The organism is Chryseobacterium sp. DZ-32, from assembly GCF_059587025.1.
The window spans coordinates 332,421-358,537 of sequence record NZ_JCAIOM010000001.1 but is presented as its reverse complement, the minus strand read 5'-3'; the positions used below and the strand labels follow the sequence as shown (position 1 = coordinate 358,537).

The following is a 26,117-nucleotide window of genomic DNA, read 5'->3' as shown; positions in this document are numbered from 1 at the left end:
AGAACAAGGATATTCCTATCCGAGTTCTAATATTTTTTTTGCCTACTTATTAAAAATCAGCTCCATCTGCACATCGGCACGGTCATACTCAGCATTGCTGATGGGAGTATGGATAAAGCCCAGCTTTTCATAAAGTGTGATGGCCGGAACCAGTATAGAATTGGTAACCAAAAATACTTTTTCAGCTTTTAATTCCTTTGCTTTTTCCACTAAAGTATTTCCCAAAAGGTAACCTAGTTTTTTCCCTTGCGCTTTGGGACTTACTGCCATTTTTGACAATTCAAAAGTGAGGGGACTGTCTTCTGTTTTTACTAATGCACAGGTTCCTACTGCTTCTCCATCCAGCAAAGCAAAAACAATGTGCCCTCCTTTATGTAAGATATGCTCTTCAGGATTATCCAGCAGTTTATAATCGCCGGCTTCCATGACAAAGTATGTTTTGATCCATTCTTCATTCAAAGCTTTGAAAGCTTCTTTATACTGAGGTTCATAGGCTACGATTTTTACTTCATTACTTTTATCATTCATCGCTATAAGGTTTATTTAATTCTGTTTTTTATCATTTTTCCAAGCTTTTCCAGATCATTTTCCACCCTGTCTGTCCATTCCAGTGCATAGTTCAAACGCATGCAGTTCTGATACTGATTATGCTGTGAAAACATTCTTCCGGGAGCAAAATTGATTTTCTGCTCAAAAGCCACATCGTAGAGATCTTCCGTACAAATTCTTTTATCCAGCTCCAGCCAAAGCATAAAGCCTCCTTTGGGTTCTGAAATTTTTGTATTATCCGGAAAATACTCAGTTACCGCTTTTTGAATCTGAAGGTAATTTGCGTACAGCTTTTTCCTGAACATTCTGAGATGGTGATCATAACGTCCGTGGGCAAGAAAATCCGTAATTACATCAGAAAACAAAGAAGGTCCGCTTACCATCTGAACCAGTTTCTGACGGATAATTTTTTCTTTAAATTTTCCGGGAGCTACCCACCCAACCCTGAAACCCGGTGCCAATGTTTTGGAAACCGAGCCTACCCACATCACAATTCCTGCTTCATCATAAAATTTACACGGCTTGGGTCTTCCCGCCCCGAAATAAATGTTACCATAGACATCATCCTCCACCAAAGGAACATTATATTCAGTAAGCATCTTTACCAGTTCTTTCTTGTTATCATCAGGCATCTGAAATCCCAACGGATTATTATAATTCACCACAAAACAGCACGCAGAAAGCTTTGGCATTACCTTTTTTAACTCATCCAGATCTACTCCTGTAATTGGATGCGTAGGAATTTCCACAGCCTTAAGTCCTAATAACTGGATGGCCTGAAGAATTCCAAAGTATACAGGACTTTCCACCGCCACAGAGTCTCCAGGCTGAGTAACTGCCATTAAGCAATTATAAACGGCGTTCATAGCTCCGGAAGTAATCACCAGATCATCTTCTGTGATTTTCCCTTCCATCACCATCGACCATTTGGCAATTTCCCGGCGAAGCACCTCACTTCCTTGTACAGGTTCATAGTTGGTTCCGCTGTCGCTCTTTCTTTTGATCACATCAATCATGCATTTCTTCATCTTGGCCACCGGAAGAAGGCTTTTCCCCGGAATGCCCAATCCAAACTGTGTGATATCTGTTCCCCCGATGACACCAAATACTTTATCAATAAGGTCCTGTGGTGTATTCTTTTTCTCTGAATCTTTCATTGGTGCCACGGAAGGCAGTGCCAGTTTTCGCTGGGAAGTCTGGCTTACATAGTAGCCATATTTCGGACGCGATTCTACGAGAGAACGGCTTTCCAATTCCATATAAGCCTGCTTTACGGTATTCAGGCTTACATTATATAGTTTTTGGGCACTTCGCAATGAAGGCAGCCTGTCTCCAAACTGCAGGGTTTCACTTTTAATCTGCTCTGTGACAGAATTGGCTATTTTGAGGTACAGAACATCTTTATGCATAGAATCCGGGTTTTAAGTAAATGTACAATTTTATCCTGTCTTTATTCGGGATTCAGCCAGCTGATCATACTGTTGATACTGCTTTTTAACTGTTCCGGATCCTTAAAATTGGGGCTGTGAGTATTTTTAAAATATCTTTCAGCACGGGAAAAGAAATTTCTCTTTTCGGTATCTGACATCTTATTCTTATCATAGATCCTGAAAGATATTTCATCCTTTTCATTCACGATAAGACTGGCAAAAGCAACAATCTGCTTCCCATTTTTAGCCAAAAGAAAAGGAAGTCCGAAATTCTGATCTGCTATTTTCAGATTCTGTGTTTCCAGAAAGATATTTTTCAGCATCCACATGTCTGATATATAAGCCTCAGCATATTGAAACTGTTTCTGTTGTTGAGTGATTGTTTCCATATTTCTTCTTTAGCTAAACAAAATTATGGAGGATTTAATTTTGGACACAGATACAGAACTATAGAATATTATGGGTACAGATTTTTTATCTGATCTTTTTCCTGTCGCATATAAAGCAGATTTTTTCCGGAAGAAATCGTTATTCGCACAATTGATAATAGCATAGAAATAAAAAACAGACTGTTTCACATAGAAACAGTCTGTTGACAACTATTTAAAGTCTCATGGTTATTGTTCTGCTTTTTTAAGAGCTTCTTTGATTCCTTCCAGTCCGTCTCCGAATTGCGCAAGCAGTGCTACAATCTGCGACATTCTATCATTTTCACCCAGTCCTTTCAGAGTTTTATTTTTAACAAAGGTTTTCTTTATTTCATTCCATCGTTCTGTTTCTTCTTCTGAAAGAATTCCTATCAGTTCTTTCAGTTTCAGCATATTGGCTTCTGCTCCGGTTGTCAGTGTCTGAGATTCATTCTGATAGTGATTCAGGACAATCTGGGTAACTTCATTATCTTTAAGAATAGGCTGTATTTGTGCAATCAGCTTATTCATATTACGGTAAGATCCCTGTAGTTTGAATGGCGGTTCATTTCTGTAATCGTCTGACATGGCTGCGGACGCGATATATTCTTTGTTCACCTTCAACACCATATTTCTCACTGTGATCGTGCTTTTCAGTACTGATCTGAAATCTGATATTTCACTGGAGCTGAAATTTCCTTTCAGGTTATCGGCAGGATTATCTGTAATCACACAATCATAGAGTTCATACAGATTTTCAATTCCCGGATTGGTCAGCCTGGTCAGATATTCATTAGACATTAAAGCATTTTCAATAAGACTCAGGTCAAAAAGGTCTGTTTTCGATCCGGATATTTCTCCCAGATTGTATGTATCTGAACGGTTGGCCAGCATGTCCGGAATTTTAAACTTTTCTCCACTCTCTGTGTATGGATTTCCAGCCATGACAAGGCAGAATCTTTTGGATCGAAGGTCATAAGTTTTACTTTCTCCATTGTATATTCCTTCAATCTTTCTCTGTCCGTCTGCAAGAGAGATGAATTTCTGTAAAAATTCAGGATTACAGTGTTGGATATCATCAAGATAAAGCATAACATTATCTCCCATTTCCAGCGCAAGATTCAGTTTTTCAAGCTCTTGTCTTGCCCCAGCATTTTTGGCTTCAGAAGGGTCTGTTGATACAATATCGTATCCTAAAGATGGTCCGTTGATCTTCATAAATACCAGTCCCATACGCTCTGCCATATATTCCATCAGGGTTGTCTTTCCGTATCCGGGTGGAGATACTAGAAGAAGCATTCCCATTCTGTCTGTTCTTTTGTCTGAACCTGCTGTTCCCAATTGCTTGGCAAGATTCGCTCCGATAAGAGGAAAATAAACATCATTAATCAGTTTATTTCTCACAAATGAGCTTAATACCTGAGGCTTGAAAGTATCCAGCTTCAATGCTTTTTTCTTTTCATCTACCCAGTTGTATTTCAATTCCTGAAGCTGTTTGTATTTAGGAACGGTAACTGTATTAAAATGGCTAAGGCGGGATACAAACTCAAAGTAGTTAAGATCATATTCTGTCTCTTTTTCAAGCGACTTCAGCTCTTTTATGGCTACTTCATACGCAATGTGTTTGATATTTTTCGGATCAAATTTTTGGGTAATGATAAATGCTGCCACCTCCGGCATAATATCCTGGTTAACCTCTGAACCAAAGGCATTTACCGCGCTTTCCGCAATATAATAACATGCCTTAGGATATTCATACATCACCTTTAGCTGGTTAATAAACTCAAGGTCTTTGCCTTTTTCCTTCAGTTCTTTCAGGAACAATTCATACAATGCTGCTGCTTTTTCTGAAATCAGGAAGTTTTCTTTATCTTCCTGTTTCAGGTAGGTGGCAGCATTGATACAATCCGTTTCTTTAAAAATACCATGGGCTGATGCAAAAGATTTCATTTCTTCTGAAAGTTCTCTGCTTAAATACTCAAATCCTTGCTTTATAGTGAATGATTCAGCAATAATAGCGGCTGCTTCAAACTGTTTGGTATAATATTCTTTTTTATCATTTTCCAGGAAAAACCAGAAAAGCTGTGCTAATGATCTTTCCTCTGCTGTGAACCTCATCAGTCCCAGTTCATTGTGCATCTGCTGAAGTTTCAATACAATTGTCTCAGCATCTTTATCATGAATTCCTTTTACCAGTCCTTCTCCGAAATGCTCTGCTGTAAACTCCTGTACAGCCTTTTCGTTTTCAGCCTCTGAGGTTATTTCCTTGTGAGCGGAAAACACATTCCAGGCAAGATATTCAAACCTTTTTACTTTGCTATTTTCCGAAACAAATTCCTGATTCCATACTTCTTTGAATTCATCAGCTGTAAAGTTTAAAGGTTCATAAAAGCTGGTTCCGGTAAGGTGGTAGTAATATTGAGCATTTCTTAGCACCAAAGTAAGGTCCAGCTTCTGCTGATTGACTGCAAATTTATAGTCTCCCAATGCAATAATACTTTCCCCGTCTGCATAGATCTCTTTTTTATCTTTCAGCTTTCTTACGGCTTCCTGCTGCTGGGTTTTTAACAAGGTCTGAACCTCCTCCGATTTTGCTGAATCTTCCAGTTCTGCAAGCTGCCTGGAAAGATCCCTCACTTTCTCTACCATCAGATCTGCTGCAAAATAGCCATTGATCTCATTTTCTGAGTCAAAAGATTCTGCTTTGGTCTGTACCGATTTCAGGATTCTCTGTGCAGCATCAAAAAGATTCTGCGTCCTTTTATTTCTTGCTTCGGTAAGCTGTACCCTTTTATTCTGGAAATGTCCGTAAACCTCTTCTCTTTTGATTCCTATCTGCTGAATGAATTCTTCGAAATCAATAAATTTCGTTTCCATTTCTTCCAGCTGAATAGAAAGTTTGGTCAGATATTCATCACATTTCTCAGGAGTTTGCGAAAGCTCCAGAAAATTGATTACAGACTGGTCAAATAAGGTAATCTGAGCCTGAAAATCTGAAGCCAGTTCTTTTCCTGAAATTTCTCTTTTTCTTTTGCTGAGCCCAAGTCTTTCCTGATTCAGCCTGGCAAAAATCAAAGAGATGTTTTCAATAATTTGGGTAGACTGGGAGGTATCTTCAATTTTAAGGTTATTAACGATATCCACCAATAATTCAAGCTGCCCGGAAAGCGTATTGATATTTTCTTCAATTGTTTTGGCATCAATGGCTTTCTGTAATCCAATGATATCTTCGGAAATCTGCTGTGCTCTTTCTTCGTATGGCAATAATGCTCCTTCCTGAAGCAGAAATTCCACACAGGCATTTGAAAGTTCTGTATAACGGTCTGCAAGGGATTTTTCCAATTTATCCAGCAAAGCAGTGTCTGCATATTTAAACTCTCTTGCTCCTGTCACTTCTCCCCTTAAAGTTCTGATCTGAGAAAGGACATCAATATACTCTGTAAGCTGAGAATAATGAAGCCTTTTGGTATCATCAAGAATTTTCTCACAGGACTGTTTTATCTTTTCTAAAGCTTCTTCTGTATTTTTTCTCTGTTCTACTACTTTTTCGTATTCATTGATGGCAGAATGGGCAATCGCTCTGATCTCCTTCAATGGTGCATCAAGCTTCTGGACCTCATCTTCACCAAGGAAATAGTAAGTATCCAGAATAAAGGTTGAGAGCTTTACGATATCATCATATAAACCACTGTAAGAATCTTTTTTATTTAAAAGTGTAATCAGCTCCTGGCTTTCTGCCATGACTCGTACAATATCCTTATTTCCTATTTTGTAAAGTAAACTGTCTGCTTTTTCAATATTGGGTAACAGTTCTTTAGAAAAAGGAGTCTGCCAGATCTGGGACAGATGATGTTTGGTTGTTTCTATGCTTTCTCTGAGATAGATCAGTTTCCCGTCCTGCAAAAACGTAAATCCACTACAGCGGATGGGAGTTTCTATGGTCTGGGTAATGATATTGTAAGAAATAAGCTGATAGTTATTCGTTTTATCATCATAAAAAACATACAAAAAGTTCTCTCCGTTTGGTTCCGTAATGGTTTTTAGATAGTAAAGCCTGTTCTGATCCTGAGAAATCACTTTTAATCCTCCGGTCTGAAGCGCATATCCGTTTGAAAACAATACCCCTTGATTTTCGGGAAGCAAAAGCCCCGAATATTTAAGAGCATCTGCTCTGGAAACGGTTTTTTCTTTGTGGTTATAAATAAAATAGCGTTCTGTTTCCTGATAAGGCTTTATTTTAAACAAAACAAGATTATCCAGATCACAGAAATGAATCTCTGCATCATCCAGATTCTGATCTTTGTGAATGACATCTTCAGAATAAATTCCCTTCCCGGTATCTGTATTGTCTTCTACTTTGATGGTAATATCTCCACCGATGCTTTCTACAAAAACTTTATCTGCTAAGGAAATATGAGGATGTTTTCCGGATCTCTGCATATCTCTTGTTGCCTTTGTCCATACAAAGCCATGCTGCTGAGGATATGAGGTTTCGGAGGCACTTCTCGAATCGATATACGTCAATTGATTCCCTTTAATCAGCCATTTAAAGGCTTTGATATCTGTAGTACTTTCCGACAGCTGAAAAACCATATAAAGATAGTTTTCCGTGAAGGTAAATCTTGCAAAGAAAGTATTTCTGTAATATTTGTAAAGGTTTTTAAACTCGTCAATGAAAACCTCATCATTGATCAGGGTGTGATCCTGAGGTTCAAACCGGTCATTATTGATTGTATATATTGAAAAAACGTCCGAAATATTGATTTCCGTCTGAAGTCCCAGATGTGCATTAGACCCGAAAATCAGGTGGTCACCCAGTGAATAGATATCTTTGGCAATACAGCTGTGATCCGTAGAAATTCTTTCATTGGCTACAAGCGAAAAATCTACTCCGCCAAATATATTTTTACGGTTTTCATTAAGCTGTTGAAGTCTCAGAATCAGATCATTCTTCTGCTCATTTAAACGGTTCTGAATAATTTCGTAAGTTCCGGAATTAAGTTGTTCTGACATCGTTTTTATTTAGGTTGTCATGACTGCTGAATTACAGCAGTTCTTTGTATAACTTGTGGTACTTTGAAAATTTTTTTGATATAAACCTTATAGGTTTTAAAAACCTATAAGGTTTGAGTGTTAGAATCTTTTAAGCATTTAAAGCACTCTTGTATTAAACATGGTTGTTATTCACCGGCTTGTACTCCACACCCAGGTGTTTAGCCATGTCCAGAGCTCTTTCCAGAATTCCTTTTTCCTGTTGATTGGCTACGCCATTCAGTTTAAAGATCAAAGAAGCAATGCTCATATTTTTGATGTCATCAGAAGAGATTTTATATTTATCCACCATTCCCATCACTTTTCCGATGATATTTTCTCCATCACCCAGAAGGTTTTCTTTTACAATCTGTGCGTTTTCGCTGTGGCTGATGAACTTATCCAGCCCTTTTCCTGCAGAAACCTGTCTTATAACATTGTCGAAGAAAGTATTGTCCCCTCCTACGATATCAATTTTTGCAGATTTGAAGGCTTCTGCCAGAACCATAGACTGCGCTTCTGCAATATCTTTCTGAATAGCGATCTGAGCCAGTTCCACATCTTTTTCTTTTGCCAATTGAAGACGGAACTCTTCGTGGTCTTTTCCGGCATCGTTCAGTTTCTTCATGGCTTCTGCTTTCTCTGTGATTCCTGCTGCTTCTGCCAATGCTTTTTCTTTGATAACTTCTGCCTGAGCAATTCCTTCTTTTTTGTTGGCATCAGCTTTTTTCTCAATAACAGTTGCTTCTGCAACACCTTGTCTTTCTGCAGCATCTGCTTTCGCATGCATTACCTGAGCTTCTGATAATCCTACAGTTGCTTCTTCTTTTGCTTTCGCGTCTGCAATGATCTTACGGGCTTCAGCTTCTTTTTCTGCTGCATCTCTCTTCGCCTGTGCTTCAATGACATATTTCTGAGCATCTTTTTCTGCTGCCAATCTGCGGGATTCTGCAGCTCTTGTTTCCTCGATCAGCTTTTTCTCTGCTTCCTGAGTGGCAACGGTAATTTCTACCTGCTTGTTTCTTTCTGCAGTTTTGAAAGCTTCCAGATCTTTGATTCCCTGCTGCTCTTCTACTACGGTTTTCTCCATGGTTAAACGCTCGCGGATCGCATCCTGAATACTTTTTTTCTCCAGTTCTATTGCTTTTTCCTTTTCAATCTGAGCAAGAGAGACAATTCTTTCTCTTTCTGTAGCTTCAAGGGCTTTATCTTTTAATACTCTTTCGGTTTCTACCAGATCTGCACGTTCTTTATTTTTGGCAGCAATAACGACCTGACGAAGTTTATTTTCTTCTGCAATCTGCAATTTTTCTTCTGTAGCAATACGAACAGTTTCGTATCTCAGACGCTCTTCTTCTTCTACTTTCAGAATTTCTGCATTTTCACGGGCTTTGATATTAGCCACTTCCCTTTTTTGAGATTCTTCTTTTTCTGCCAGCTGTTTTTCAAGTTCCAGAATGGCTTCTCTGGCTTCTACATTTTGTTTTGTAATGGTTTTTTCTTCATCACGACGAACCTGATTGGCTTTGATATTCTGAGTGGCCGTAAGTTCAGTAATTTTTTTAATCCCTTCAGAATCAAGGATATTATCTTTATCCAGTTTGTCAATAGAAGTCTGCTCAAGGTAGTCTATCGCACAGTCGTCCAGAACATAGCCATTAAGATCTGTTCCGATGATATCAAGGATTTCCTGGCGGAACTCGCTTCTTGCTTCGTATAATTCTGTAAAATCAAATTTCTTTCCTACCGTTTTAAGAGCTTCCGAAAATTTAGCTTCAAAAAGTTCTCTTAATGTCTGGGCGTCTGAAGCACGCTGACAACCAATAGTTTGACCTACATTCACAATATCATCTACTGATTTGTTGACCCGGATAAAAAACGCCACCTGAATATCTGCTCTCATATTGTCTTTGCAGATTAATCCTGCTCTTCCTTCTCTTGAAATCTCCAGTTTTTTTACAGAGATATCCATAGATTCCATACGATGGATAATGGGAATGACAATACCGGCATTAAAGAAGACTTTTGTACCTCCATAACCAGTTCTTAAAATAACAATTCCCTGAACAGTTTTTTTATACATCGATAAAATCCAGAAAATCAATCCGATTGACGCTACGACAGCAACAACAATTCCAGCAATTAAAGGTAAGTTCATAGTTTTATAAGTTTATAGTTTATATAGATGTGTTTTTTTGTTTTTATAAGAATTGGAAGATGATATCCTGGATATAATTCAGCAAGATCAAAAAAATAGTTAGCATGGTTATTAGTTTTTTATTTTAATATCTTATTGATTTCTGTACGTAGTAAATCCTTTTTTCGGGTTCCTCATCTACAATCATAACCCGGGTTCCATGCTCCAGCCTGCTTCCGTCTTTACTTCTCACCATCAGCGTCATAGGATCGCTTCCGATAAAGACTTCCATCATCCCTATTTTATCATCCTGAATGCTTGATTTCAGGCGGCCTTCTCTTCCTAAAAAGGCGTACGATAATTCACCTTTATGATTGATTTCCTTAAAAAAGGGATTCAGCGGTTTCAGAATGATTTTGGTTAACAGCATTCCTCCAATCATCAGCGGGAATATAATCAGTATTCCTGCCCATGTAGGAAGTGGAATGAAATAATTCAGATAAAATGACCCCAGCCAGGTAATCAGCAGTGAAAGGGTGAGAAAATACGTTATAGGAACGATATCCAGATTCAGAAATTTCAGGAAGTGCATCCATGCTGAAGGATCATGATCAGGGGTATGAACATGGCCATCCGGAACGTCTATATCTGCATCCACATCTACGTCGGAATGAATTCCCACATCTATATCCAGCCCTGTAAGAATGGTAAAGAGCCAATAGATCACTGAAAGCCCGAGCAGGACTGTTAGCACCGTATTCACCGGAGAAAATGCTACATTTAAAAATTCCTGAAAGGTCATATTAGCCTTTTTTTAGTGTTTCTTTTAATCTGTTTAAAGCTTCTTCAGCCTTTGTATCGCTATTGTTTACTATGGCATTTATCTCATCATCAATGTTTTTTCCTGATTTTGAAAGATCAGAATAAGCTTCTGCCAAGGTTTCCTGCTGTACAACACGATCCTTCAGTTTTTCCAGCATGCTTACCGTGCTTCCGGTATCCATCTGGGTCATCTTCTGATTGATATCTTTTGTGGCTTCACTCACCTGAACTCTTGCTTTCAGGGTTTTCAGTTCATTTTCCCATTTGGCAATGCTTGACTTCAGGTGGTTGATATTTCCCTGCATTTTTTCGCATTCATCATATAGTTTTTCATGTTCTTTCTGAAGAGCATCTGCATTTTCCTGAGAAGCAGTCTGCCTTTTCAGAGCTTCTTTGGCAAGACGGTCTGCTTCTGCTGTTTCTACCTCTCCTTTTTCTGCTTTCTGAACAATGACTATAGCTTTATTATAGTAATCTTTGGCAGTCTGCCCTTCTGTCTCTGCTTCGTTCTTTTTACGTATAGCAAGGGCTTTCAACTGGGCAAGTGCTTCTATACTTTTTCCCAGCTGTTCTTTCATTTCACGGATTCCCTCTTCCGTTAAATTGATCGGGTCTTCAAAGCTGTCGATCACAGAATGGATCTCTGCTTTTCCTATCGTTAACAATCTTTTGAAAATGTTCATTTTAAATATCTTTTGTGAATTACTTACTCATTTCCAGCATTTCTGTTGTAAATTCCCCCACCAAAATTCCTAAAGAATTAATGGAAGCCATTACTTCGTTTTGTGCCATGTTATCAGTGGGAAGCGTATCTCTGAAAATCACACGTCTTCCTGTACCGTCCAATGCGAATGCCCCGTGAACAATGTCTCTGTTTTTCTGAAGCAATCTCAGAAAAATTTTTTCGGTGGGATTTTTAATTTCAAAAAGAAACTGTTCCATGATCAGAATAGAGTCTGACACGATAAGGATCATGTTTTTTATTCCGTTGGATTCTTTTTCAATGATTAAGATTCTCTGAGCTTCATCCTCCAGCGTGATGTTGAACTCATAATCTAACAACCATTCTTTAACCGTTCTGAATATTTGATTTCTCATGATGGCTGGTTTAGTGTTTTATTTTTTTCGTCTACACAAATATAAAATAAAATTTTCAAATTGCAAATATTATTAGCAATTATTTATTCCAGATTCTCTATCTTTGCAAAAAAGATTAGACAAAATGAGCTTCTTTGGAACTAATATTAAAAAAATAAGACAGGTGAAAGGACTAAGCCAAAAGGCTTTTGCTGATTTATTTGATTTAAACAGAGGAGTGATCAGCTCTTACGAGGAAGGGCGCGCAGAACCTAAGATAGAAACTATACTAAAGGTAGCGAATCATTTTAATCTTAATCTTGATAAATTACTGACTGAAACCCTTCAGGTAAACCAGCTAGTAAGTGTTTCAGACATTGATCAGCTGATGCTTTTCCCGGAGCTGGCTATTCAAAATAGCAAAGAAGCAAAAACAAACACAGAAGAAAATAATCCAAACACGGCACTATTGCAAAAAATATTAGCATCTGTTGATCTGGTCTATGAGTTTTCGCCTGAAAAAACACTGCTTCCCCAGTATCAATCCGGTGATATTTTATTTCTGAACAAAGCAGATCCGAAAACAGAACCTATTAACAATCTACTGGTTCATATCAATGGAAACCTTCAATACGCAACAGATAATCAACTAAAAAACAAAAACGATCAGGAATACTTTAAGATTGTAGGATACTTTTCGACAGGAAACAAGAATATCTTCACTGGTATTTTTGAAAGACTGGAAAGGCTGGAAAAGAAAACGGGAAACAGTCAGATACTCTAAAGGTTACAAACAGAAAAGCCCTCCGTAATCTTTTACAGAGGGCTTTGTACCCCAGACGGGACTTGAACCCGTACGTCCTTGCGGACACAGGATTTTAAGTCCTGCGTGTCTACCAGTTCCACCACCAGGGCATGGTGTGGGCAAAAAAAAAGATTCGAACCAGAGGTTCCAACCTTCTTAACGCCTCTAAAGAGCCCTTTTCGAATTGTGCGGATGAAGGGACTCGAACCCCCACGCCTCACGGCACCAGATCCTAAGTCTGGCGTGGCTACCAATTACACCACATCCGCTGATTCGCTGATCTGAATACTCAGATTCAACCTGATTTCTTACAAATATAAGATTTTTATTTAAAGAACACTCTCTATTAAAACAAAAAACCCTCCGTAAGATATTACAGAGGGTCTTGTACCCCAGACGGGACTTGAACCCGTACGTCCTTGCGGACACAGGATTTTAAGTCCTGCGTGTCTACCAGTTCCACCACCAGGGCATGGTGTGGGCAAAAAAAAAGATTCGAACCAGAGGTTCCAACCTTCTTAACGCCTCTAAAGAGCCCTTTTCGAATTGTGCGGATGAAGGGACTCGAACCCCCACGCCTCACGGCACCAGATCCTAAGTCTGGCGTGGCTACCAATTACACCACATCCGCTGGTTTTTTATATTGTAAGTTTTAAAGAGCTTGCTTCGTTTTTGTGAGTGCAAATATAGGACAATTTCCTTTACTACCAAACTTTTCAGGAAAAAAAAATAAAATTTCCACATTTTTTTTTCACAGCTTCTTTTATTACATTTCATTTTCTTACTTTTACATCGTTAATATTTACGATATGGAATTACAAGGAACGGTAAAGAAACTTTTTGATGCTCAAACATTTGCGAGCGGGTTTCAAAAAAGAGAAATGGTTATTTTGACCCAGGAACAGTATCCACAGCCGATAAACATAGAATTTTTATCTGATAAAATCAGTTTATTAGATAACCTTAAAGAAGGAGAAAACGTAAAGGTAGGAATCAACATCAGAGGTAGAGAATGGGTTTCTCCGCAGGGTGAAACTAAATACTTCAACTCTATTACAGGGTGGAGAGTAGAGAAAGTTTTTGATAATGCTTCAGAACCTACTCAGGCAATGCCTCAGCAGTCTGCATCCCCGGTTTCTAATGAGAATCCTTTTGCCGGAGACGACGATGATGATTTACCTTTCTAATTAAAGAATAAAAGATCAATTATAAATCCTACTTTTTGAAGTGGGATTTTTTTGCTAAAAATGGTCCGATTAGACGAAAACGAGATTTCATTTCCCGACCCGGAGCTGTATGATGGCCATGAGGGAGTGGTTGCTTTTGGTGGCGACCTGTCCGTAGAGCGTATCTGGTTTGCTTATCAGCTCGGTATTTTTCCCTGGTACAACCCCGGAGAGGAAATCCTTTGGTGGTGTCCCGATCCAAGGTTTGTGCTTATTCCTGAAGAATTAAAAGTTTCAAAATCTATGAGAAAGATACTCAACAGAAATGTTTTTACTTTCTCCGAGAATAAGAATTTCAGGGAGGTAATCAGAAATTGCCAGCAGGCTACAAGAAAAGGGCAGTCGGGAACGTGGCTTTCTGATGAACTGATGGAGTCTTTTATCCAGCTTCATCAATACGGTTTGGCCAAAAGTATTGAAGTATGGCAGGAAGGAGAACTTGTAGGGGGTTTTTACGGGTTGCAGATTGGAAATGTATTCTGCGGAGAAAGCATGTTTGCCAAGGTAAGTAATGCTTCAAAAGCGGGCTTTATCAACTTTGTGGAAAGCAATAAAAACAGCCTTGAGTTAATTGATTGTCAATCCCATACAGAACACCTGGAAAGCTTGGGGGCAAAAATGATTCCCAAAAAAGAATTTCTAAAAATCTTACACGAAAATAATGAACGCAGATAAAGAAAAGTGGGTTCTTCTGATTGTCCTGAGTATTATCTGGGGATCATCTTTTATTTTGATCAAAAAATCACTGGAACATTTTAATCCGTTTCAGGTAGGTTCTTTACGGGTTCTTATTGCCGGAATTATTTTACTTCCGGTCGCGATTTCCAATTATAAACTTTTTCCCAGAAAACATCTGAAGTGGTTAATTCTGGCTGCTTTTACAGGAAATTTCATTCCTATGTTTTTATTTCCGATTGCAGAAACTGAAGTAAGCAGCAGCATTGCCGGAATTATCAACTCAATGATGCCTATTTTTGTGATTATTGTGGGCGCATTGGTATGGAAGTTTGAAACGACAAAAAAACAGATTATAGGGACACTGATAAGCTTTACAGGAGTCTGTATTCTGGCATTTGGAGGTGGTGACAGCGCAGAACTGAAAATGATTCCGATTCTCTTGCTGTTATTGGCAACTTTATGCTATGCACTGAGTACAACCACTGTAAAATCAAAGCTTATGGAAGTCTCTTCTACGGTTTTATCTGCTTTTGTATTCTCTTTTGTTTTATTGCTGCCTTCCATTCTTGCGCTTACAGGGACAGGATTCTTTTCGGAATTCAGTTTTTCGAAAGATAATCTGATGGGGCTTATGTTTGTCAGCCTGTTATCCGTTTTCGGAACAGGTCTGGCGATGATGATGAATTATCGTTTACTTAAAGTTTCCTCCCCTCTTTTTGCATCCACCGTTACTTTAGTGATGCCTATTGTGGCTATTATCTGGGGAATTATAGATGGTGAGAAACTGACATACTTACAATTGACAGGTGCAGGTATTATCATTGGCGGCCTCATCTTTTTAAGAACCAATCCGAAAAAATAAAATCATATTATAAATTAAATTATATTTGGGTGATTTAACTTATAACTATGAAAAAACTTCTATTTTTTTGGTCTGTAGCCTTATCTGCAATATCATGCTCCAGTTCTGATGATACCCCTTTTGATAACAGTGATCCTTCTAATCAAAATGTGATTCTTCCTACAAAGATGACAATGGACGGGATTGTCATGAAAATCAATTACAACGGAACTAAAATCATCAGCATGATTAACAATATTAATCACGGGCAAAGAATTGAGTTCACGTATACCGATGATTATATTACAGGCATTAAACATTACGAAAATAATATTCTTGAAAGCACTGTTGAATATGGATATAATAACGGGCGTATGTCAACAGCGGTTACGAAGGAATATTCTACAACCGGAACCGTACAGAACACTGTTACATTTACTTATACCTATACCAGTACTACAGAAATCAGCGTAAAAAAACAAACGAATTCAGGAGCGGCAGGTTCTTCTATTATCAACAGTGTAATCACGTATAATAATGGAAATATGGTAAGCAATGCAGGCTCAGGAACCGGAATTGTCAATGGAAATACCGTTAACTATACAGAAAAAGAGACTTATACATACACGGATAAAAACTATCCTTTCAAAAATGTAAAAGGTTTTGACAAAATTATCTTTAATGGAAATGAGAGCAGCGATGGCATAAGCATGTTATTCTCAAATATCAAGAACAGCTTAAGTGCTTATAAGGGAGAATTTACCCAAACTACAGCCGGAGGGGGAACAGCAACCGGAACAACTCAGCATAAGTATACAACAACTTTTAATACTGCCGGTTACCCATCTGAAGAAAGCAGGCAATCGCTTGATACAAATGGAAACCCGAACAGCAGTGTCCCGGATAAGTTTTTCTACGAATACAATTATCAATAAAAAACCTGCATTTCTGCAGGTTTTTCTTTTATTTTAGGTTATTCTAGTTCTTTTTCTTCACTTTACTGGCTTTTACCTTTTTCACCTCATCTTTAATGAAAGGATATTTTTTCTGCATATCCTTTGCTAAAGAAGGATCAAGTTCCAATGCTTTTTGAAGAGATTCAAAACCTTTATCCTGATCTTTCAGATTGTAATAGCAATTGCTCAGCTGATAAAAAAGTTCTGCTCTGTAATGTTTTTTTATGGCTCTGTTCAAGACTGTTACCGCATCTTCATACTCTCCTACTAACATCAAAACTTCTGAATAGGCATACCAGTTGTAAAACCTTGAAGGTTCTGCATCTACCAGTTTTTTAAGACAGGAAAGGCTTTCTTCAAATTTTCCTGAATCGATGAATAAGAACGCTAATCTCTTTTGATAATCAAGATTGTTTTCATTCAGCTGGGTAGCTTCTTTGGCAAAATGCAATGCTTCAGACATTCCGCCCATTTCTTCGTAAAGATAAGACTGTTCCATCATGGCAAGATAAAACTGAGGGTCTTCTCTTAATGATTTCTGGAATGCATTTAAAGCCAAAATAGGCTGTTTTAAGGCCTTATTACATAATCCGATCTTATAAAAAGTAAATGCCTTTGTGTATTCCAGCTCCAGCATTTCTTCATACGTTTCGATCGCCTTCTGGTATTGTCCCAAAGCTTCATAACAAGCTGCTTTATTGGCATATACTCCTACAGAGTTTGAGTTGATTGCCAGTAAATAGTCGTAGCCTCTTATCGCTTCATCATAATTTTTTCTGTTAAAATAGAATTGTCCGTATTCAAACCAGGCGGTTTCAGAATAAGGGAATTCATCTAAATATTCATTAAGAAAGGCAATAGCCTCCTCACTCTTATTCAGGTCACTGAAGCATACCATAGCATTTTCCAGCGAATATTCATCCGTAGGATCTTCCTTCAGTGCTTTCCTGTAATGTTTAAGAGCGTTAAAAGGATCTCCGAGATTCACATATTCGTCCGCAATAAAGTTGTGGAGAAAGTTTTCTTCTTCCTCTAATGTCAAAGCTTTTTTGCAGATTTCAATGGATTTTCTGGGATTTCCTAGGTTCGAATAATACTTGGCGTAACAAACCAAAAAGTCTGTATTCTCCATAGAAGCGCCTTTCAGTTCGTCAATAAGTTCTTTCGCCGTATTATAGTCTTCCCATTCCAGAAGGATTTCAAGTCTTTTGATCTTAATATCCAACGAATTAGGGTGAAGCTTCAGTCCATAATTAACAGCCATGTCAGCGTAATTAAAATCACCAAGCTCCAAATAATAAACAATGATATCTTCCAACTCTTCTGTATCAAAGTAGAATTCGTCATTGTTTTCCATCATTTCCTCGAACTTTTTTACAAGTTCATTTCCAAAATACTCTTCCAATAGTGTCCTCTTTGTCGGCCTGATGTCTGAATTTGCTTACAAACCTCGGCAAACGTTTAATTAATAATATATCTGAAACTGATATTCAAATATTTATGCAAAGTTGCAACTTTTTTTTGAATATTCCATTTCATAAATTTCTATTATAAAAATAGTAAAAAAAGAAAACCGATAAAAGGATTGTGGATAAAAAAACGGAAATTGGGGTTAAATTCTTATGACCAGGCGTTTTCCACTTTGTATCTCAGCATTCCATACAGTTTCGATATTTTTAATATCAACATCCTGTGTTTCCATTTTAATTTTTCCTTCTGTTGCTGCCTGAAACATTTCAGGGATGATTTTTGAGAACAGGAGGTGAGATTCTTCTTTAGTCCAGCTTCCCAATCCTGATCCTGAAATCTGAATATCGGTTCCTCTTAGGATCTGTGAAGACAGCTGAACGATATCACCGCTCATTCCTCCTATTGTTATGAGTTTTGTTTTATGCGAAAAAGTTCCGTCTCCTTTAAGAGCTGACAGTATAACTTCTACAGAATGCCCCCAGATATAGTCTATAATAATATCTATAGGAGTTTCCATATGAATTTCTTTTATTTTCTGCTTACAATCATCATCTTCCAGCCTGAGCGAAATCACCTCATCGGCACCTAATTCAAGCAAAGACTGCAGAGATTCTTCATTTCTACCGGTAACAATAATTTTACCTGCTCCATATATTCTGGCCACCTGAACGGCAATTTTCCCTGTAATTCCAGTTGCTCCGTTAATCAGTACAGTATTTCCCGGTTGCAATCCTGCTTTGAATTTTAAGGCCATTGCGGATCCCATTATTGCATTGGGTAATGCGGCCGCCAAAGAAAAGTCCAGTTTTTCAGGAATGGGAATGATCATTTTTTTATCAGCCACTGCCTTTTCCGCTACGGTTCCTTTTTTGCTGAAAAAATACACTTTATCTCCGTTTTGAAGATATCCTGCTCCATCTGTTCCGATAACTGTCGGCTGGTGTTCCTGGTTTTCAGTTGAATAGTGATTTCCACCTGCTCTGGCCCTGTCGAGGTTTTTAATCGACGCTGCTTTTACAGAAATCAAAATTTCATTGTCCTTTACTTCAGGGGGCGGAAAATCTGCATATTGTGGAATACTTCCTTTTTCAAATACTACTGCTGCTTTCATTCTTTTTAATTTTTACGTAAAATTAGGAGGGAAGAAGGCTGCGAAGCGATAACATTTGTTATGAGTTTTGGATTTTGGGAAAGGAAGCTGGGGGTTTATAAAGACGGTAATAGAGTTAAAACAGTTAAAACGCTGCGGTCGCTAGGAAACATGATATTGTTATTATTTGCGAACATTGCATTTAAGATGAGTCAGAATTTATGCAGTTTCTTTTTAAACTTCCGGCTTCCGGCTTCCATCTTCCCGCTTATTTCAATCTTTCTTTCAATATTTTACTTTTGATTCTGCTGAGATGTACGGTTGTAATCCCAAGATAGGAAGCTATATAATGCTGCGGAACTCTTTTGATAATTTCCGGTTTTTGCCTGACAAGGTTCAGGTATCGCTGCTGTGGTGAGTCTTTAATGAATGAAAAGAAATGTTTCATATAATCGAATACTCTTTCAAAAAGAGCATCCATAAAGAAATTTCTGAGCTCTGGATTTTCATAAACTTCTTCTAAGAAAGCTTCCACATCAGGTTTGTTGATTCTGTATAAAATACATAGTTCTATGGTCTCAAATGACACCATACTCGGCAGGCCTTTTTTAAAACTTTCAAGGGATGAAAACATGGTACTTTCAAGAAAAAACTGGAATGTTATATCTTTTCCGTCGTTATTGTACCAGGCTCTTACCATACCTTTTTCAATATAATAGGCATTACAGGACACCTCGCCTTCTTTTAAAAGCAAAGTCTTGGCAGGGACTTCCATACGCTGGAAACTGCCCAGAAATTTTCTCCACTTTTCTTTGGGGAAAGGAAATCTGTCTTTGATATGTTCAAACATTTCTGATATAAAAAAGAACGGACAATATGCCCGTTCTTCCTATATTATTAGATTAAACTCTTGATTTTAGCAATGATATCATCTCCCAACTGATCGGCTTCTTCCTGAGATTGAGCTTCAGTATAAATTCTGATGATTGGCTCTGTATTGGATTTTCTAAGGTGAACCCAGTTGTTTTCAAAGTCTATTTTTACACCATCTACTGTAGAAACTTCTTCATTCTTGTATTCCTGCTCCATTTTGCTTAAGATAGCATCTACATCAATCTCCGGTGTCAGCTCTATTTTCTTTTTACCCATGAAATAGCCCGGATATCCTGCTCTCAGTTCAGAGACAGTTTTATTTTCTTTGGCTAGATGCGTTAAGAACAGTGCAACCCCCACTAAAGAATCTCTTCCGTAATGTAAATCAGGGTAGATAATTCCTCCATTTCCTTCTCCTCCAATGACAGCATTTTTCTCTTTCATCAGAGTAACTACATTTACTTCTCCTACAGCGCTCGCAAAGTATTCTGAGTTGTGAGTCTGTGCCACATCTCTCAGAGCACGGCTTGAAGAAAGATTAGAAACAGCTACTCCATTTTTATGTTTCAGTAAGTAATCTGCAACGGCAACCAGGGTGTATTCTTCCCCAAACATTTCTCCTTTTTCATCAATCAGGGCCAATCTGTCTACATCCGGATCTACAACGATTCCCAAATCTGCATTTTCTTTCTTCACCAATTCGCAGATATCTCCCAAATGTTCTTTTAAAGGCTCAGGGTTGTGTGGGAAGTGGCCTGTTGGCTCACAATATAATTTAACGGTTTCACAACCTAATTTATCCAAAAGCATTGGAATAGCAATCCCTCCTGTAGAGTTTACCGCATCCAGAACAACCTTAAAGTTCTTCGCTTTGATGGCATCCACATCTACCATTGGCAAATCCAGGATCTGCTGAATATGGATATCGAAAGCATCGTCTCTTGTTTCATATTTTCCAAGATCATCAACTTCTGCATAGTTGAAGTCTTCACTTTCTGCAAGAGCCAGAACTTCAGCACCGTTTTCACCGCTGATGAATTCTCCTTTTTCGTTTAATAATTTAAGGGCATTCCATTGTTTTGGATTATGAGAAGCGGTAAGGATAATTCCTCCGTCTGCATTCAGCTCAGGCACCATTACTTCAACAGTCGGAGTTGTAGAAAGGCCAAGATCTATCACATTAATCCCCAATCCCTGTAATGTAGCTGTAACTAAGGAAGAAACCATTTGGCCGGAAATTCTGGCATCTCTTCCAATGATAAGAGTAAGATCTTTTTTGTTTTTATTATTTTGAAGCCAGGTTCCGAAAGCGGATGCGAATTTTACAACATCCAGCGGTGTTAAGTTATCATTTACTTTACCACCAATGGTTCCGCGAATTCCGGAAATAGATTTTATTAATGACATGATGTTTTTTTAATTTATTTTGTTTTCTCTAAATTTTCCAACGCAAAGATACTTAAAAGACCCTTCAACTTATAAAACCGGAATCTTTTTTTGGACTTTATCATAGGTATTTTTCACAATTTTCGGTGGCGCAAAACGATACCCTATATATAACAGTCCATAAAGGTTATTATTCTCTACACTCTGGCTGTTTTTCTGATCGTAGGCATAGCTTTTAAAATTTATTTTACCTCCGAACAGAAACCGGTCAGTATTATAACCCACATGAAGACCGCCCTGCATTCTTATAGTTGCATATTGGGCATTTTGTTTTGTTGATCCGTTATCAAGCTCTCTGTAACTGGAGAATTTACCTCCAATCCCAACAGCCAGATGAGGTGAAATATTTACTTTTTTTCCAATAACCCAATTATAGAAATATCCAATATTGCCTCCTATATTATATTGTGTATTCTTGCTTTTAACTCCGTCAATAGTATTTCTGAAAATAGTAAGATCATAATCTATAAACGGTACCCAGCTTCCGCGGCTTTTCTTCTGCCATTCTCCTTGTGTATAGATACTTCTTGCTGAAAAATTTTTATTGAGAACATAGGATGTAGACCCGCCAAAGGTTTGTACCCTTAAATCAGGAAACTGAATGTATGTATCTCTTCCTTCCTGCCATTCCGGAGATAATTCTTTCATGTTTTCCACATAAAAGCCTTTTACATTTTTATAATAAACATTTTGGATAAATCTTCCCGGAAAAAATCTGAAGCTTAAGTCGGAGTAAGAACTTCTCCCTTTCATTTCATCATCATTATTTCCCTCTAAAAATCTGGGAGCAAATGATATTGTCGCACTTATTATTCTATAATCAATTGAAAACGATGTTTTCGTTTTATTGTTGATAGACAGGTCCATATTGAACGCATTCTTACCTTCTCCTGATGAGAAAACATAGCTTTCAATATTGGTGTCAAGATTCACACGAATCATTACCTTGTCTGCGTAAGACTTGGTATTTATGGTATCTGTTTGTGCCTTTCCGAAAATGCCCAGTAAAGAAAATACTATTAATGATCCTGCTTTTAAAAAGTTCAACCCGAATAATTTATATTAGAAAAAATGAAATTACTACATTTTTTTCAATATCCGTTGAACCCAATATTAAGAACAGCCGCAATCTTTATCGCAGTGGGTTCTTTTGGAGCTGAATTTCTTTGGAGCGAAATTCTTTTTAAGTACTTTAAATAAAGAATAGCAGGCGAATGCTACAATTAGTATAACAAGTACGTACTGAATAATTAATGATGAGTCCATTACTTTAAAATCTGATATACTATCATCGACACAAAATATGCCAAACCTGTCATCATGACTACCTGAAAACTGGTCCATTTCCAGCTTTTGGTTTCTCTGTAGACTACTGCAAGTGTAGAAACACACTGCATTGCAAATGCGTAGAAAAGAAGCACCGAAATTCCGGTTGCAAAACTGAAGACTTTTTCTCCGTTGGGTTTTACATCTCTTCTCATTTTATCAATTACTTTCACTTCCGGAGCATCATCTTCCAGGCTATAGAGCGTAGACATTGTTCCCACAAAGACTTCTCTTGCCACGAAACTTGTAAGAATTCCTACACCCATTTTCCAGTCGTAACCAAGAGGAGCAATTACAGGTTCTATTCCTTTACCCATTTTAGCAAGGTAAGAATGATCCAGGTGAACGTCTGTGGCTACAAACTCATTTGTTTTTTGGCTTGGCCCGAAATAGCTTAAAAACCAGATAATGATACTTACGATGAAAATTATTTTTCCGGCTCCCGTAATGAATTCCCATACTTTTCCTAAAACCATTTTAAAATCATATCCGAAAAGCGGCTTTTTATAAGCAGGAAGATCCATTACGAGATATGTTTTTCCTTTGCTTTTAATAAATCTTTTGAGAATTGATGCGGAGAATAAAGCGACCAGGAAGCCAAGAAGATACATCCCCATCAATACCAGTGCCTTATATTTTATTCCTAAAAATGTTCCTTCTGAAATAATCAGTCCGATGATAATACTGTATACCGGAAGTCTCGCAGAACATGTCATGAATGGTGTTACGAGTATGGTCAGCAATCTTTCTTTTACATTTTCAATGTTTCTTGTAGAAATCACCGCAGGAATTGCACAGGCAGTTCCTGATACAAGCGGAACTATACTTTTACCGTTAAGTCCGAAGGGGCGCAGCAGTCTGTCCATCAGGAATACTACTCTTGCCATATATCCTGAATCTTCGAGCAGGTAAAGGAAATACAAAAGAATTCCGATCTGTGGTGCAAAAACCACAATTCCTCCTATACCAGGAACAATTCCATTTGAAATCAATGAATTAATGGGGCCTTCAGGAAGATGTTCGCTGGTAAATGCAGCCAGCCAGGAGAATGCATCTTCAATCCAGCTCATCGGATATTCTGCAAGGAAGAAAACACTTTGGAAAATAATCAGCAGAATTGCTAAAAAGACTACATAACCCCAGAATTTATGAACTAAAACTTTATCCAGTTTTTCGGTTAATAATTCTTTGAACTGAGCCTTTTTAGAGATGACATCAGCCAGAATTTTGTCCACATTCTGATACCTTCTTACGGTTTCCTGAACCTGCAGCCTTTTCGGTACTAAGCTTTTAGAATCCGGTTCATTCAGCTGTTCCATTACTCCGCTGATTCTTCCAAGATCAGTTCCCAATGAAAGGCTCATCCAGGCTTTATATTCATTATCGAAACCTTTATGTGCCGCCAGTTTCTGAATAAAATCTCTGTGTTCATTCGGGGTTTCGAAAGAAACTTGATCTGTTTTTACAAACTCGTTATTATAAACAGCTTCCCTTACTGTATCAATTCCGATCTGTTCTTTGGCATTGGTCTGAATAATTTTTATCCCTAATGCTTCGGAAAATTTTTGAATATCTATAGTGATTCCTCTTCTTTCTGCCTGGTCAATCTGATTGACAATCAATATCATAGGAATTCCAAGATCCTGAATCTGCTGAAACAGAAGCAGTCCTCTTTTTAAACTTAATGCTTCAAGAATATAAACAACTCCTGCATAGTTTTTCTGCTCATCAATAAGATATTTGGAAAAAATAGCCTCATCTTCTGAACTCGGGTATACACTGTAAGAACCTGGAAGGTCAATAACCTCTACTTCTTCGTTTTTGTAAACATAGTTCCCCGAATGACTTGCAACGGTAACGCCGGCGTAGTTACCGGTCTTCTGCTTTTTGTTGCAAAGCGTGTTGAAAACCGTTGACTTTCCTACATTAGGATTCCCGACTAAAAGTATCTGTTTTTTCTTGTTTTCCTGCATTAATTCAATTCTTCAACAATGATGTAATCTCCTTCTTCCTCACGAAGAGCAATCCGGCTTTTTTCTGCTCCAAATTCTACATACATTGGCCCGCTGAACGGAGCCTGATACAAAATTCTGAAAATGGTCTCCGGAAGAAGTCCCATTTCAATAATTTTATTGGGCATTTTAAGATGGTCGTTATCATATCCCAATATCTTCCCCATTTTGTTTTTAGGGAATCCACTTAATTTATGTAATCCTTTCTCTTTCAAAGCCTAATTTTTAGTCCTGCAAATATACGCTATTTAAATTTAATCTAAATAACGTTTTAGCATAAAAGAAATCACCCCAAACACATTGCTGTATCTGGGGTGATTCAAAATATAATTTAGTTGATATGAAGTCTTATTTTTTCTTCTTGTCAGAAGGCTGTTCTTTTTCTATTGGATTATCATTAGATCCGAAGAAATCTTTCACTTGTTTTTCAAGTCTTTTCATAAAGTCACCTACAGTTCCATCTGTTCCTGGCATTGGTCTGCTCATATTCTCTGCAGTCATATATGGACGGGATTCTGCAAAAGGATCTGCTTTGTATCCTTCATAAGATTTAAGAAACTTTTCTTTTGATGTAGGCGTTACTGTATTGCTCATCATTCCCATTTTGGCATTAATCTTATCAGCATAAGATAATTCTTCGTAGTTTTCTATTTTTTTATTGCCGCTTAACTGCCATGAGTAATTTTTATCACCATCTTCAATTTTTACAATCAGCCCTGGAAGTCCTTTAAATTTGTAAGGTCCATCCTGAAAAGGGATATCCGAACTGAACCATGCTGTCCATGTTCTTCCTCCAAATTCAGTAGTTGCTTTCTGAGCATTGTACGCGCCTATTTTTTGTTTATCTGGTAGAATACTCCATTGCAGCTTCGGATCGTCTTCATATGAAAACAGATTTCTGCTGATTCTGTCTACATACTGTACTTTCATGTCAGGATAAGTCTTAATAATTTTATAGGAAAATTTCGGCCACCTAATCAACTTGGTCATATCCTTAAAAGATTTGGTTTTCTCCATTTCTTCTATCTGAACTTTAATGATAGAATCCTGAGCGGGCATTGTATAATCCTGATAGATTGATTTTTTTGGCGTGATATCAAGAATGGTAATGATTTTATCCATTCTTGCTGAATCTTTCTTAGGCTTAAAAGTCAGTTCATAAAAGAAACGGTTGGCTGTTTCTTTCGACTCCTGAGCGCCTGCAAAAGCAAACAGAGTGATCAAAAATATAGAGAATAACTTTTTCATTGTAACAAGTTTATATAATTAGTAATCATATGTCTTCTTTTGTTACAGTTTTTTTCAAATTTTATTTTCCAGTAAAAAATATTCTTCCTTTTCAATCTTTACTACTTAAAAAATTATGATTCTGTTAGAACAGTTTCATTTTTAAAACGCTTACCTTTAAGTTTCTAAAAAACAAAATATTATGGACACTTTATCTCAATTAAAATCCGAACTGGAGGGAGAATTTCAAACCACAAAAAAATTTATTGAACTATTCCCTGAAGGAAAAAATGATTATGCTCCACATGAAAAAAGTATGAAAATGATGCCCCTTGCCACCCATCTTGTAGAAGTTTTTGAATGGCCGAACACAATTTTAAAAACTTCTGAACTGGATTTTGCCAAAGGAGATTATAAACCTACCATTCTTTCTACAAGAGATGAACTGATGAAAAAACTGGAAGATGATTACCAGTCAGCAAAAACAGCATTAGAAAACAGTACAGAAAACGATCTGAATCCCAGCTGGACGATTAAAAATGACGGCCATGAGCTGGCAAGCTGGAGCAAATATGGGGCAATACGCCATGCCTTAAACCAGATTACTCATCACAGGGCTCAACTAGGAGTGTATTACAGGCTGAACAATATTCCTTTGCCGGGAAGCTATGGGCCTTCAGCAGACCAGCAAAGTTTTTAATTAATATCTCAACA

Annotated in this window: 22 protein-coding genes and 4 tRNA genes; 6 read left to right on the top strand and 20 right to left on the bottom strand. The window is 37.7% G+C overall.

The genetic code is table 11. The features are described 5' to 3' along the window. Positions 1-42: 42 nt before the first annotated feature. The 8 genes from AC59HC_RS01685 to AC59HC_RS01650 all read right to left on the bottom strand — a co-directional run bounded on the left by AC59HC_RS01685 (position 43) and on the right by AC59HC_RS01650 (position 11,474). On the bottom strand, positions 43-528 hold the full coding sequence (locus tag AC59HC_RS01685; protein WP_496557888.1) for a GNAT family N-acetyltransferase: 486 nt from the start codon (positions 526-528) through the stop codon (positions 43-45). 11 nt (positions 529-539) lie between these two features. Further along, entirely contained in the window at positions 540-1,958 is a 1,419-nt protein-coding gene (locus AC59HC_RS01680) for an aminotransferase-like domain-containing protein (RefSeq protein WP_496557887.1), read from the bottom strand. Positions 1,959-1,999: 41 nt separating this feature from the next. Next, on the bottom strand, positions 2,000-2,368 hold the full coding sequence (locus AC59HC_RS01675) for a hypothetical protein (RefSeq protein WP_483495835.1): 369 nt from the start codon (positions 2,366-2,368) through the stop codon (positions 2,000-2,002). Between the two features lie 228 nt (positions 2,369-2,596). Beyond that, a complete protein-coding gene (locus tag AC59HC_RS01670) occupies positions 2,597-7,399 on the bottom strand; it encodes a DNA repair ATPase (protein ID WP_496557886.1) in 4,803 nt (1,600 codons plus the stop codon). A 154-nt stretch (positions 7,400-7,553) separates the two neighbouring features. Then, positions 7,554-9,575, bottom strand: a complete 2,022-nt coding sequence (locus AC59HC_RS01665) for a flotillin family protein (RefSeq protein WP_496557885.1) — start codon at positions 9,573-9,575, stop codon at positions 7,554-7,556. 124 nt (positions 9,576-9,699) lie between these two features. Continuing rightward, entirely contained in the window at positions 9,700-10,356 is a 657-nt protein-coding gene (locus AC59HC_RS01660) for a hypothetical protein (protein ID WP_496557884.1), read from the bottom strand. Position 10,357: 1 nt separating this feature from the next. After that, positions 10,358-11,059, bottom strand: coding sequence for a PspA/IM30 family protein (locus AC59HC_RS01655; RefSeq protein ID WP_496557883.1), 702 nt, complete (start codon positions 11,057-11,059; stop codon positions 10,358-10,360). A gap of 19 nt (positions 11,060-11,078) precedes the next feature. Next, a complete protein-coding gene (locus AC59HC_RS01650; protein ID WP_343642597.1) occupies positions 11,079-11,474 on the bottom strand; it encodes a type III secretion system chaperone family protein in 396 nt (131 codons plus the stop codon). A 124-nt stretch (positions 11,475-11,598) separates the two neighbouring features. On the opposite strand from AC59HC_RS01650, the gene AC59HC_RS01645 reads away from it, so the two are divergent. Continuing rightward, a complete protein-coding gene (locus AC59HC_RS01645; RefSeq protein ID WP_496557882.1) occupies positions 11,599-12,237 on the top strand; it encodes a helix-turn-helix domain-containing protein in 639 nt (212 codons plus the stop codon). Between the two features lie 47 nt (positions 12,238-12,284). On the opposite strand, the gene AC59HC_RS01640 is transcribed toward AC59HC_RS01645, so the two are convergent. From AC59HC_RS01640 to AC59HC_RS01625, 4 genes are all read right to left on the bottom strand, one after another. After that, a tRNA-Leu gene (locus tag AC59HC_RS01640) sits at positions 12,285-12,368 on the bottom strand. Between the two features lie 77 nt (positions 12,369-12,445). Next, a tRNA-Leu gene (locus AC59HC_RS01635) sits at positions 12,446-12,527 on the bottom strand. A 119-nt stretch (positions 12,528-12,646) separates the two neighbouring features. Next, a tRNA-Leu gene (locus AC59HC_RS01630) sits at positions 12,647-12,730 on the bottom strand. A gap of 77 nt (positions 12,731-12,807) precedes the next feature. Then, a tRNA-Leu gene (locus tag AC59HC_RS01625) sits at positions 12,808-12,889 on the bottom strand. Positions 12,890-13,067: 178 nt separating this feature from the next. On the opposite strand from AC59HC_RS01625, the gene AC59HC_RS01620 reads away from it, so the two are divergent. From AC59HC_RS01620 to AC59HC_RS01605, 4 genes are read left to right on the top strand one after another with little or no spacing between them, the layout of a single operon-like run. Beyond that, entirely contained in the window at positions 13,068-13,445 is a 378-nt protein-coding gene (locus AC59HC_RS01620; protein WP_041461994.1) for a DUF3127 domain-containing protein, read from the top strand. Positions 13,446-13,505: 60 nt separating this feature from the next. Continuing rightward, positions 13,506-14,159 (top strand): leucyl/phenylalanyl-tRNA--protein transferase, encoded by a 654-nt coding sequence (gene aat / locus AC59HC_RS01615; RefSeq protein ID WP_496557881.1) that lies wholly within the window; start codon positions 13,506-13,508, stop codon positions 14,157-14,159. Next, positions 14,146-15,024: a DMT family transporter gene (locus tag AC59HC_RS01610; protein ID WP_202842246.1), complete on the top strand. Its 879-nt coding sequence runs from the start codon at positions 14,146-14,148 to the stop codon at positions 15,022-15,024. Before aat ends, AC59HC_RS01610 begins: the two co-directional genes overlap by 14 nt. Positions 15,025-15,071: 47 nt before the next feature. Beyond that, positions 15,072-15,938 (top strand): hypothetical protein, encoded by an 867-nt coding sequence (locus tag AC59HC_RS01605; protein WP_202842244.1) that lies wholly within the window; start codon positions 15,072-15,074, stop codon positions 15,936-15,938. A 43-nt stretch (positions 15,939-15,981) separates the two neighbouring features. Here the strand turns inward: AC59HC_RS01605 and AC59HC_RS01600 are convergent, their stop codons facing one another. From AC59HC_RS01600 to AC59HC_RS01565, 8 genes are all read right to left on the bottom strand, one after another. Then, positions 15,982-17,364: a tetratricopeptide repeat protein gene (locus AC59HC_RS01600; RefSeq protein WP_137904583.1), complete on the bottom strand. Its 1,383-nt coding sequence runs from the start codon at positions 17,362-17,364 to the stop codon at positions 15,982-15,984. Positions 17,365-17,571: 207 nt separating this feature from the next. Then, positions 17,572-18,540, bottom strand: coding sequence for a quinone oxidoreductase family protein (locus tag AC59HC_RS01595; RefSeq protein ID WP_202842242.1), 969 nt, complete (start codon positions 18,538-18,540; stop codon positions 17,572-17,574). Between the two features lie 247 nt (positions 18,541-18,787). Further along, entirely contained in the window at positions 18,788-19,369 is a 582-nt protein-coding gene (locus AC59HC_RS01590) for a Crp/Fnr family transcriptional regulator (RefSeq protein ID WP_496557880.1), read from the bottom strand. A 47-nt stretch (positions 19,370-19,416) separates the two neighbouring features. After that, positions 19,417-20,799 (bottom strand): phosphoglucosamine mutase, encoded by a 1,383-nt coding sequence (gene glmM, locus AC59HC_RS01585; RefSeq protein WP_110008918.1) that lies wholly within the window; start codon positions 20,797-20,799, stop codon positions 19,417-19,419. A 69-nt stretch (positions 20,800-20,868) separates the two neighbouring features. Beyond that, on the bottom strand, positions 20,869-21,885 hold the full coding sequence (locus AC59HC_RS01580; protein ID WP_343642619.1) for a DUF4421 family protein: 1,017 nt from the start codon (positions 21,883-21,885) through the stop codon (positions 20,869-20,871). A gap of 218 nt (positions 21,886-22,103) precedes the next feature. Further along, complete coding sequence (gene feoB / locus AC59HC_RS01575; protein ID WP_202842236.1) at positions 22,104-24,137, bottom strand: ferrous iron transport protein B; 2,034 nt, start codon at positions 24,135-24,137, stop codon at positions 22,104-22,106. Then, a complete protein-coding gene (locus tag AC59HC_RS01570) occupies positions 24,137-24,391 on the bottom strand; it encodes a FeoA family protein (RefSeq protein ID WP_082798751.1) in 255 nt (84 codons plus the stop codon). Before AC59HC_RS01570 ends, feoB begins: the two co-directional genes overlap by 1 nt. Positions 24,392-24,524: 133 nt before the next feature. Next, positions 24,525-25,424, bottom strand: coding sequence for a GLPGLI family protein (locus tag AC59HC_RS01565; RefSeq protein ID WP_202842234.1), 900 nt, complete (start codon positions 25,422-25,424; stop codon positions 24,525-24,527). 181 nt (positions 25,425-25,605) lie between these two features. Between AC59HC_RS01565 and AC59HC_RS01560 the strand changes: the two genes are divergently transcribed. Further along, positions 25,606-26,103, top strand: coding sequence for a DinB family protein (locus AC59HC_RS01560; protein ID WP_062672748.1), 498 nt, complete (start codon positions 25,606-25,608; stop codon positions 26,101-26,103). The last annotated feature ends 14 nt before the right edge of the window (positions 26,104-26,117 follow it).

Coding starts and splice junctions, on each gene's coding strand:
- AC59HC_RS01685 (WP_496557888.1), bottom strand. CDS start 528: ATGAATGATAAAAGTAATGAAGTAAAAATCGTAGCCTATGAACCTCAG.
- AC59HC_RS01680 (WP_496557887.1), bottom strand. CDS start 1,958: ATGCATAAAGATGTTCTGTACCTCAAAATAGCCAATTCTGTCACAGAG.
- AC59HC_RS01675 (WP_483495835.1), bottom strand. CDS start 2,368: ATGGAAACAATCACTCAACAACAGAAACAGTTTCAATATGCTGAGGCT.
- AC59HC_RS01670 (WP_496557886.1), bottom strand. CDS start 7,399: ATGTCAGAACAACTTAATTCCGGAACTTACGAAATTATTCAGAACCGT.
- AC59HC_RS01665 (WP_496557885.1), bottom strand. CDS start 9,575: ATGAACTTACCTTTAATTGCTGGAATTGTTGTTGCTGTCGTAGCGTCA.
- AC59HC_RS01660 (WP_496557884.1), bottom strand. CDS start 10,356: ATGACCTTTCAGGAATTTTTAAATGTAGCATTTTCTCCGGTGAATACG.
- AC59HC_RS01655 (WP_496557883.1), bottom strand. CDS start 11,059: ATGAACATTTTCAAAAGATTGTTAACGATAGGAAAAGCAGAGATCCAT.
- AC59HC_RS01650 (WP_343642597.1), bottom strand. CDS start 11,474: ATGAGAAATCAAATATTCAGAACGGTTAAAGAATGGTTGTTAGATTAT.
- AC59HC_RS01645 (WP_496557882.1), top strand. CDS start 11,599: ATGAGCTTCTTTGGAACTAATATTAAAAAAATAAGACAGGTGAAAGGA.
- AC59HC_RS01620 (WP_041461994.1), top strand. CDS start 13,068: ATGGAATTACAAGGAACGGTAAAGAAACTTTTTGATGCTCAAACATTT.
- aat (WP_496557881.1), top strand. CDS start 13,506: ATGGTCCGATTAGACGAAAACGAGATTTCATTTCCCGACCCGGAGCTG.
- AC59HC_RS01610 (WP_202842246.1), top strand. CDS start 14,146: ATGAACGCAGATAAAGAAAAGTGGGTTCTTCTGATTGTCCTGAGTATT.
- AC59HC_RS01605 (WP_202842244.1), top strand. CDS start 15,072: ATGAAAAAACTTCTATTTTTTTGGTCTGTAGCCTTATCTGCAATATCA.
- AC59HC_RS01595 (WP_202842242.1), bottom strand. CDS start 18,540: ATGAAAGCAGCAGTAGTATTTGAAAAAGGAAGTATTCCACAATATGCA.
- AC59HC_RS01590 (WP_496557880.1), bottom strand. CDS start 19,369: ATGTTTGAACATATCAAAGACAGATTTCCTTTCCCCAAAGAAAAGTGG.
- glmM (WP_110008918.1), bottom strand. CDS start 20,799: ATGTCATTAATAAAATCTATTTCCGGAATTCGCGGAACCATTGGTGGT.
- feoB (WP_202842236.1), bottom strand. CDS start 24,137: ATGCAGGAAAACAAGAAAAAACAGATACTTTTAGTCGGGAATCCTAAT.
- AC59HC_RS01565 (WP_202842234.1), bottom strand. CDS start 25,424: ATGAAAAAGTTATTCTCTATATTTTTGATCACTCTGTTTGCTTTTGCA.
- AC59HC_RS01560 (WP_062672748.1), top strand. CDS start 25,606: ATGGACACTTTATCTCAATTAAAATCCGAACTGGAGGGAGAATTTCAA.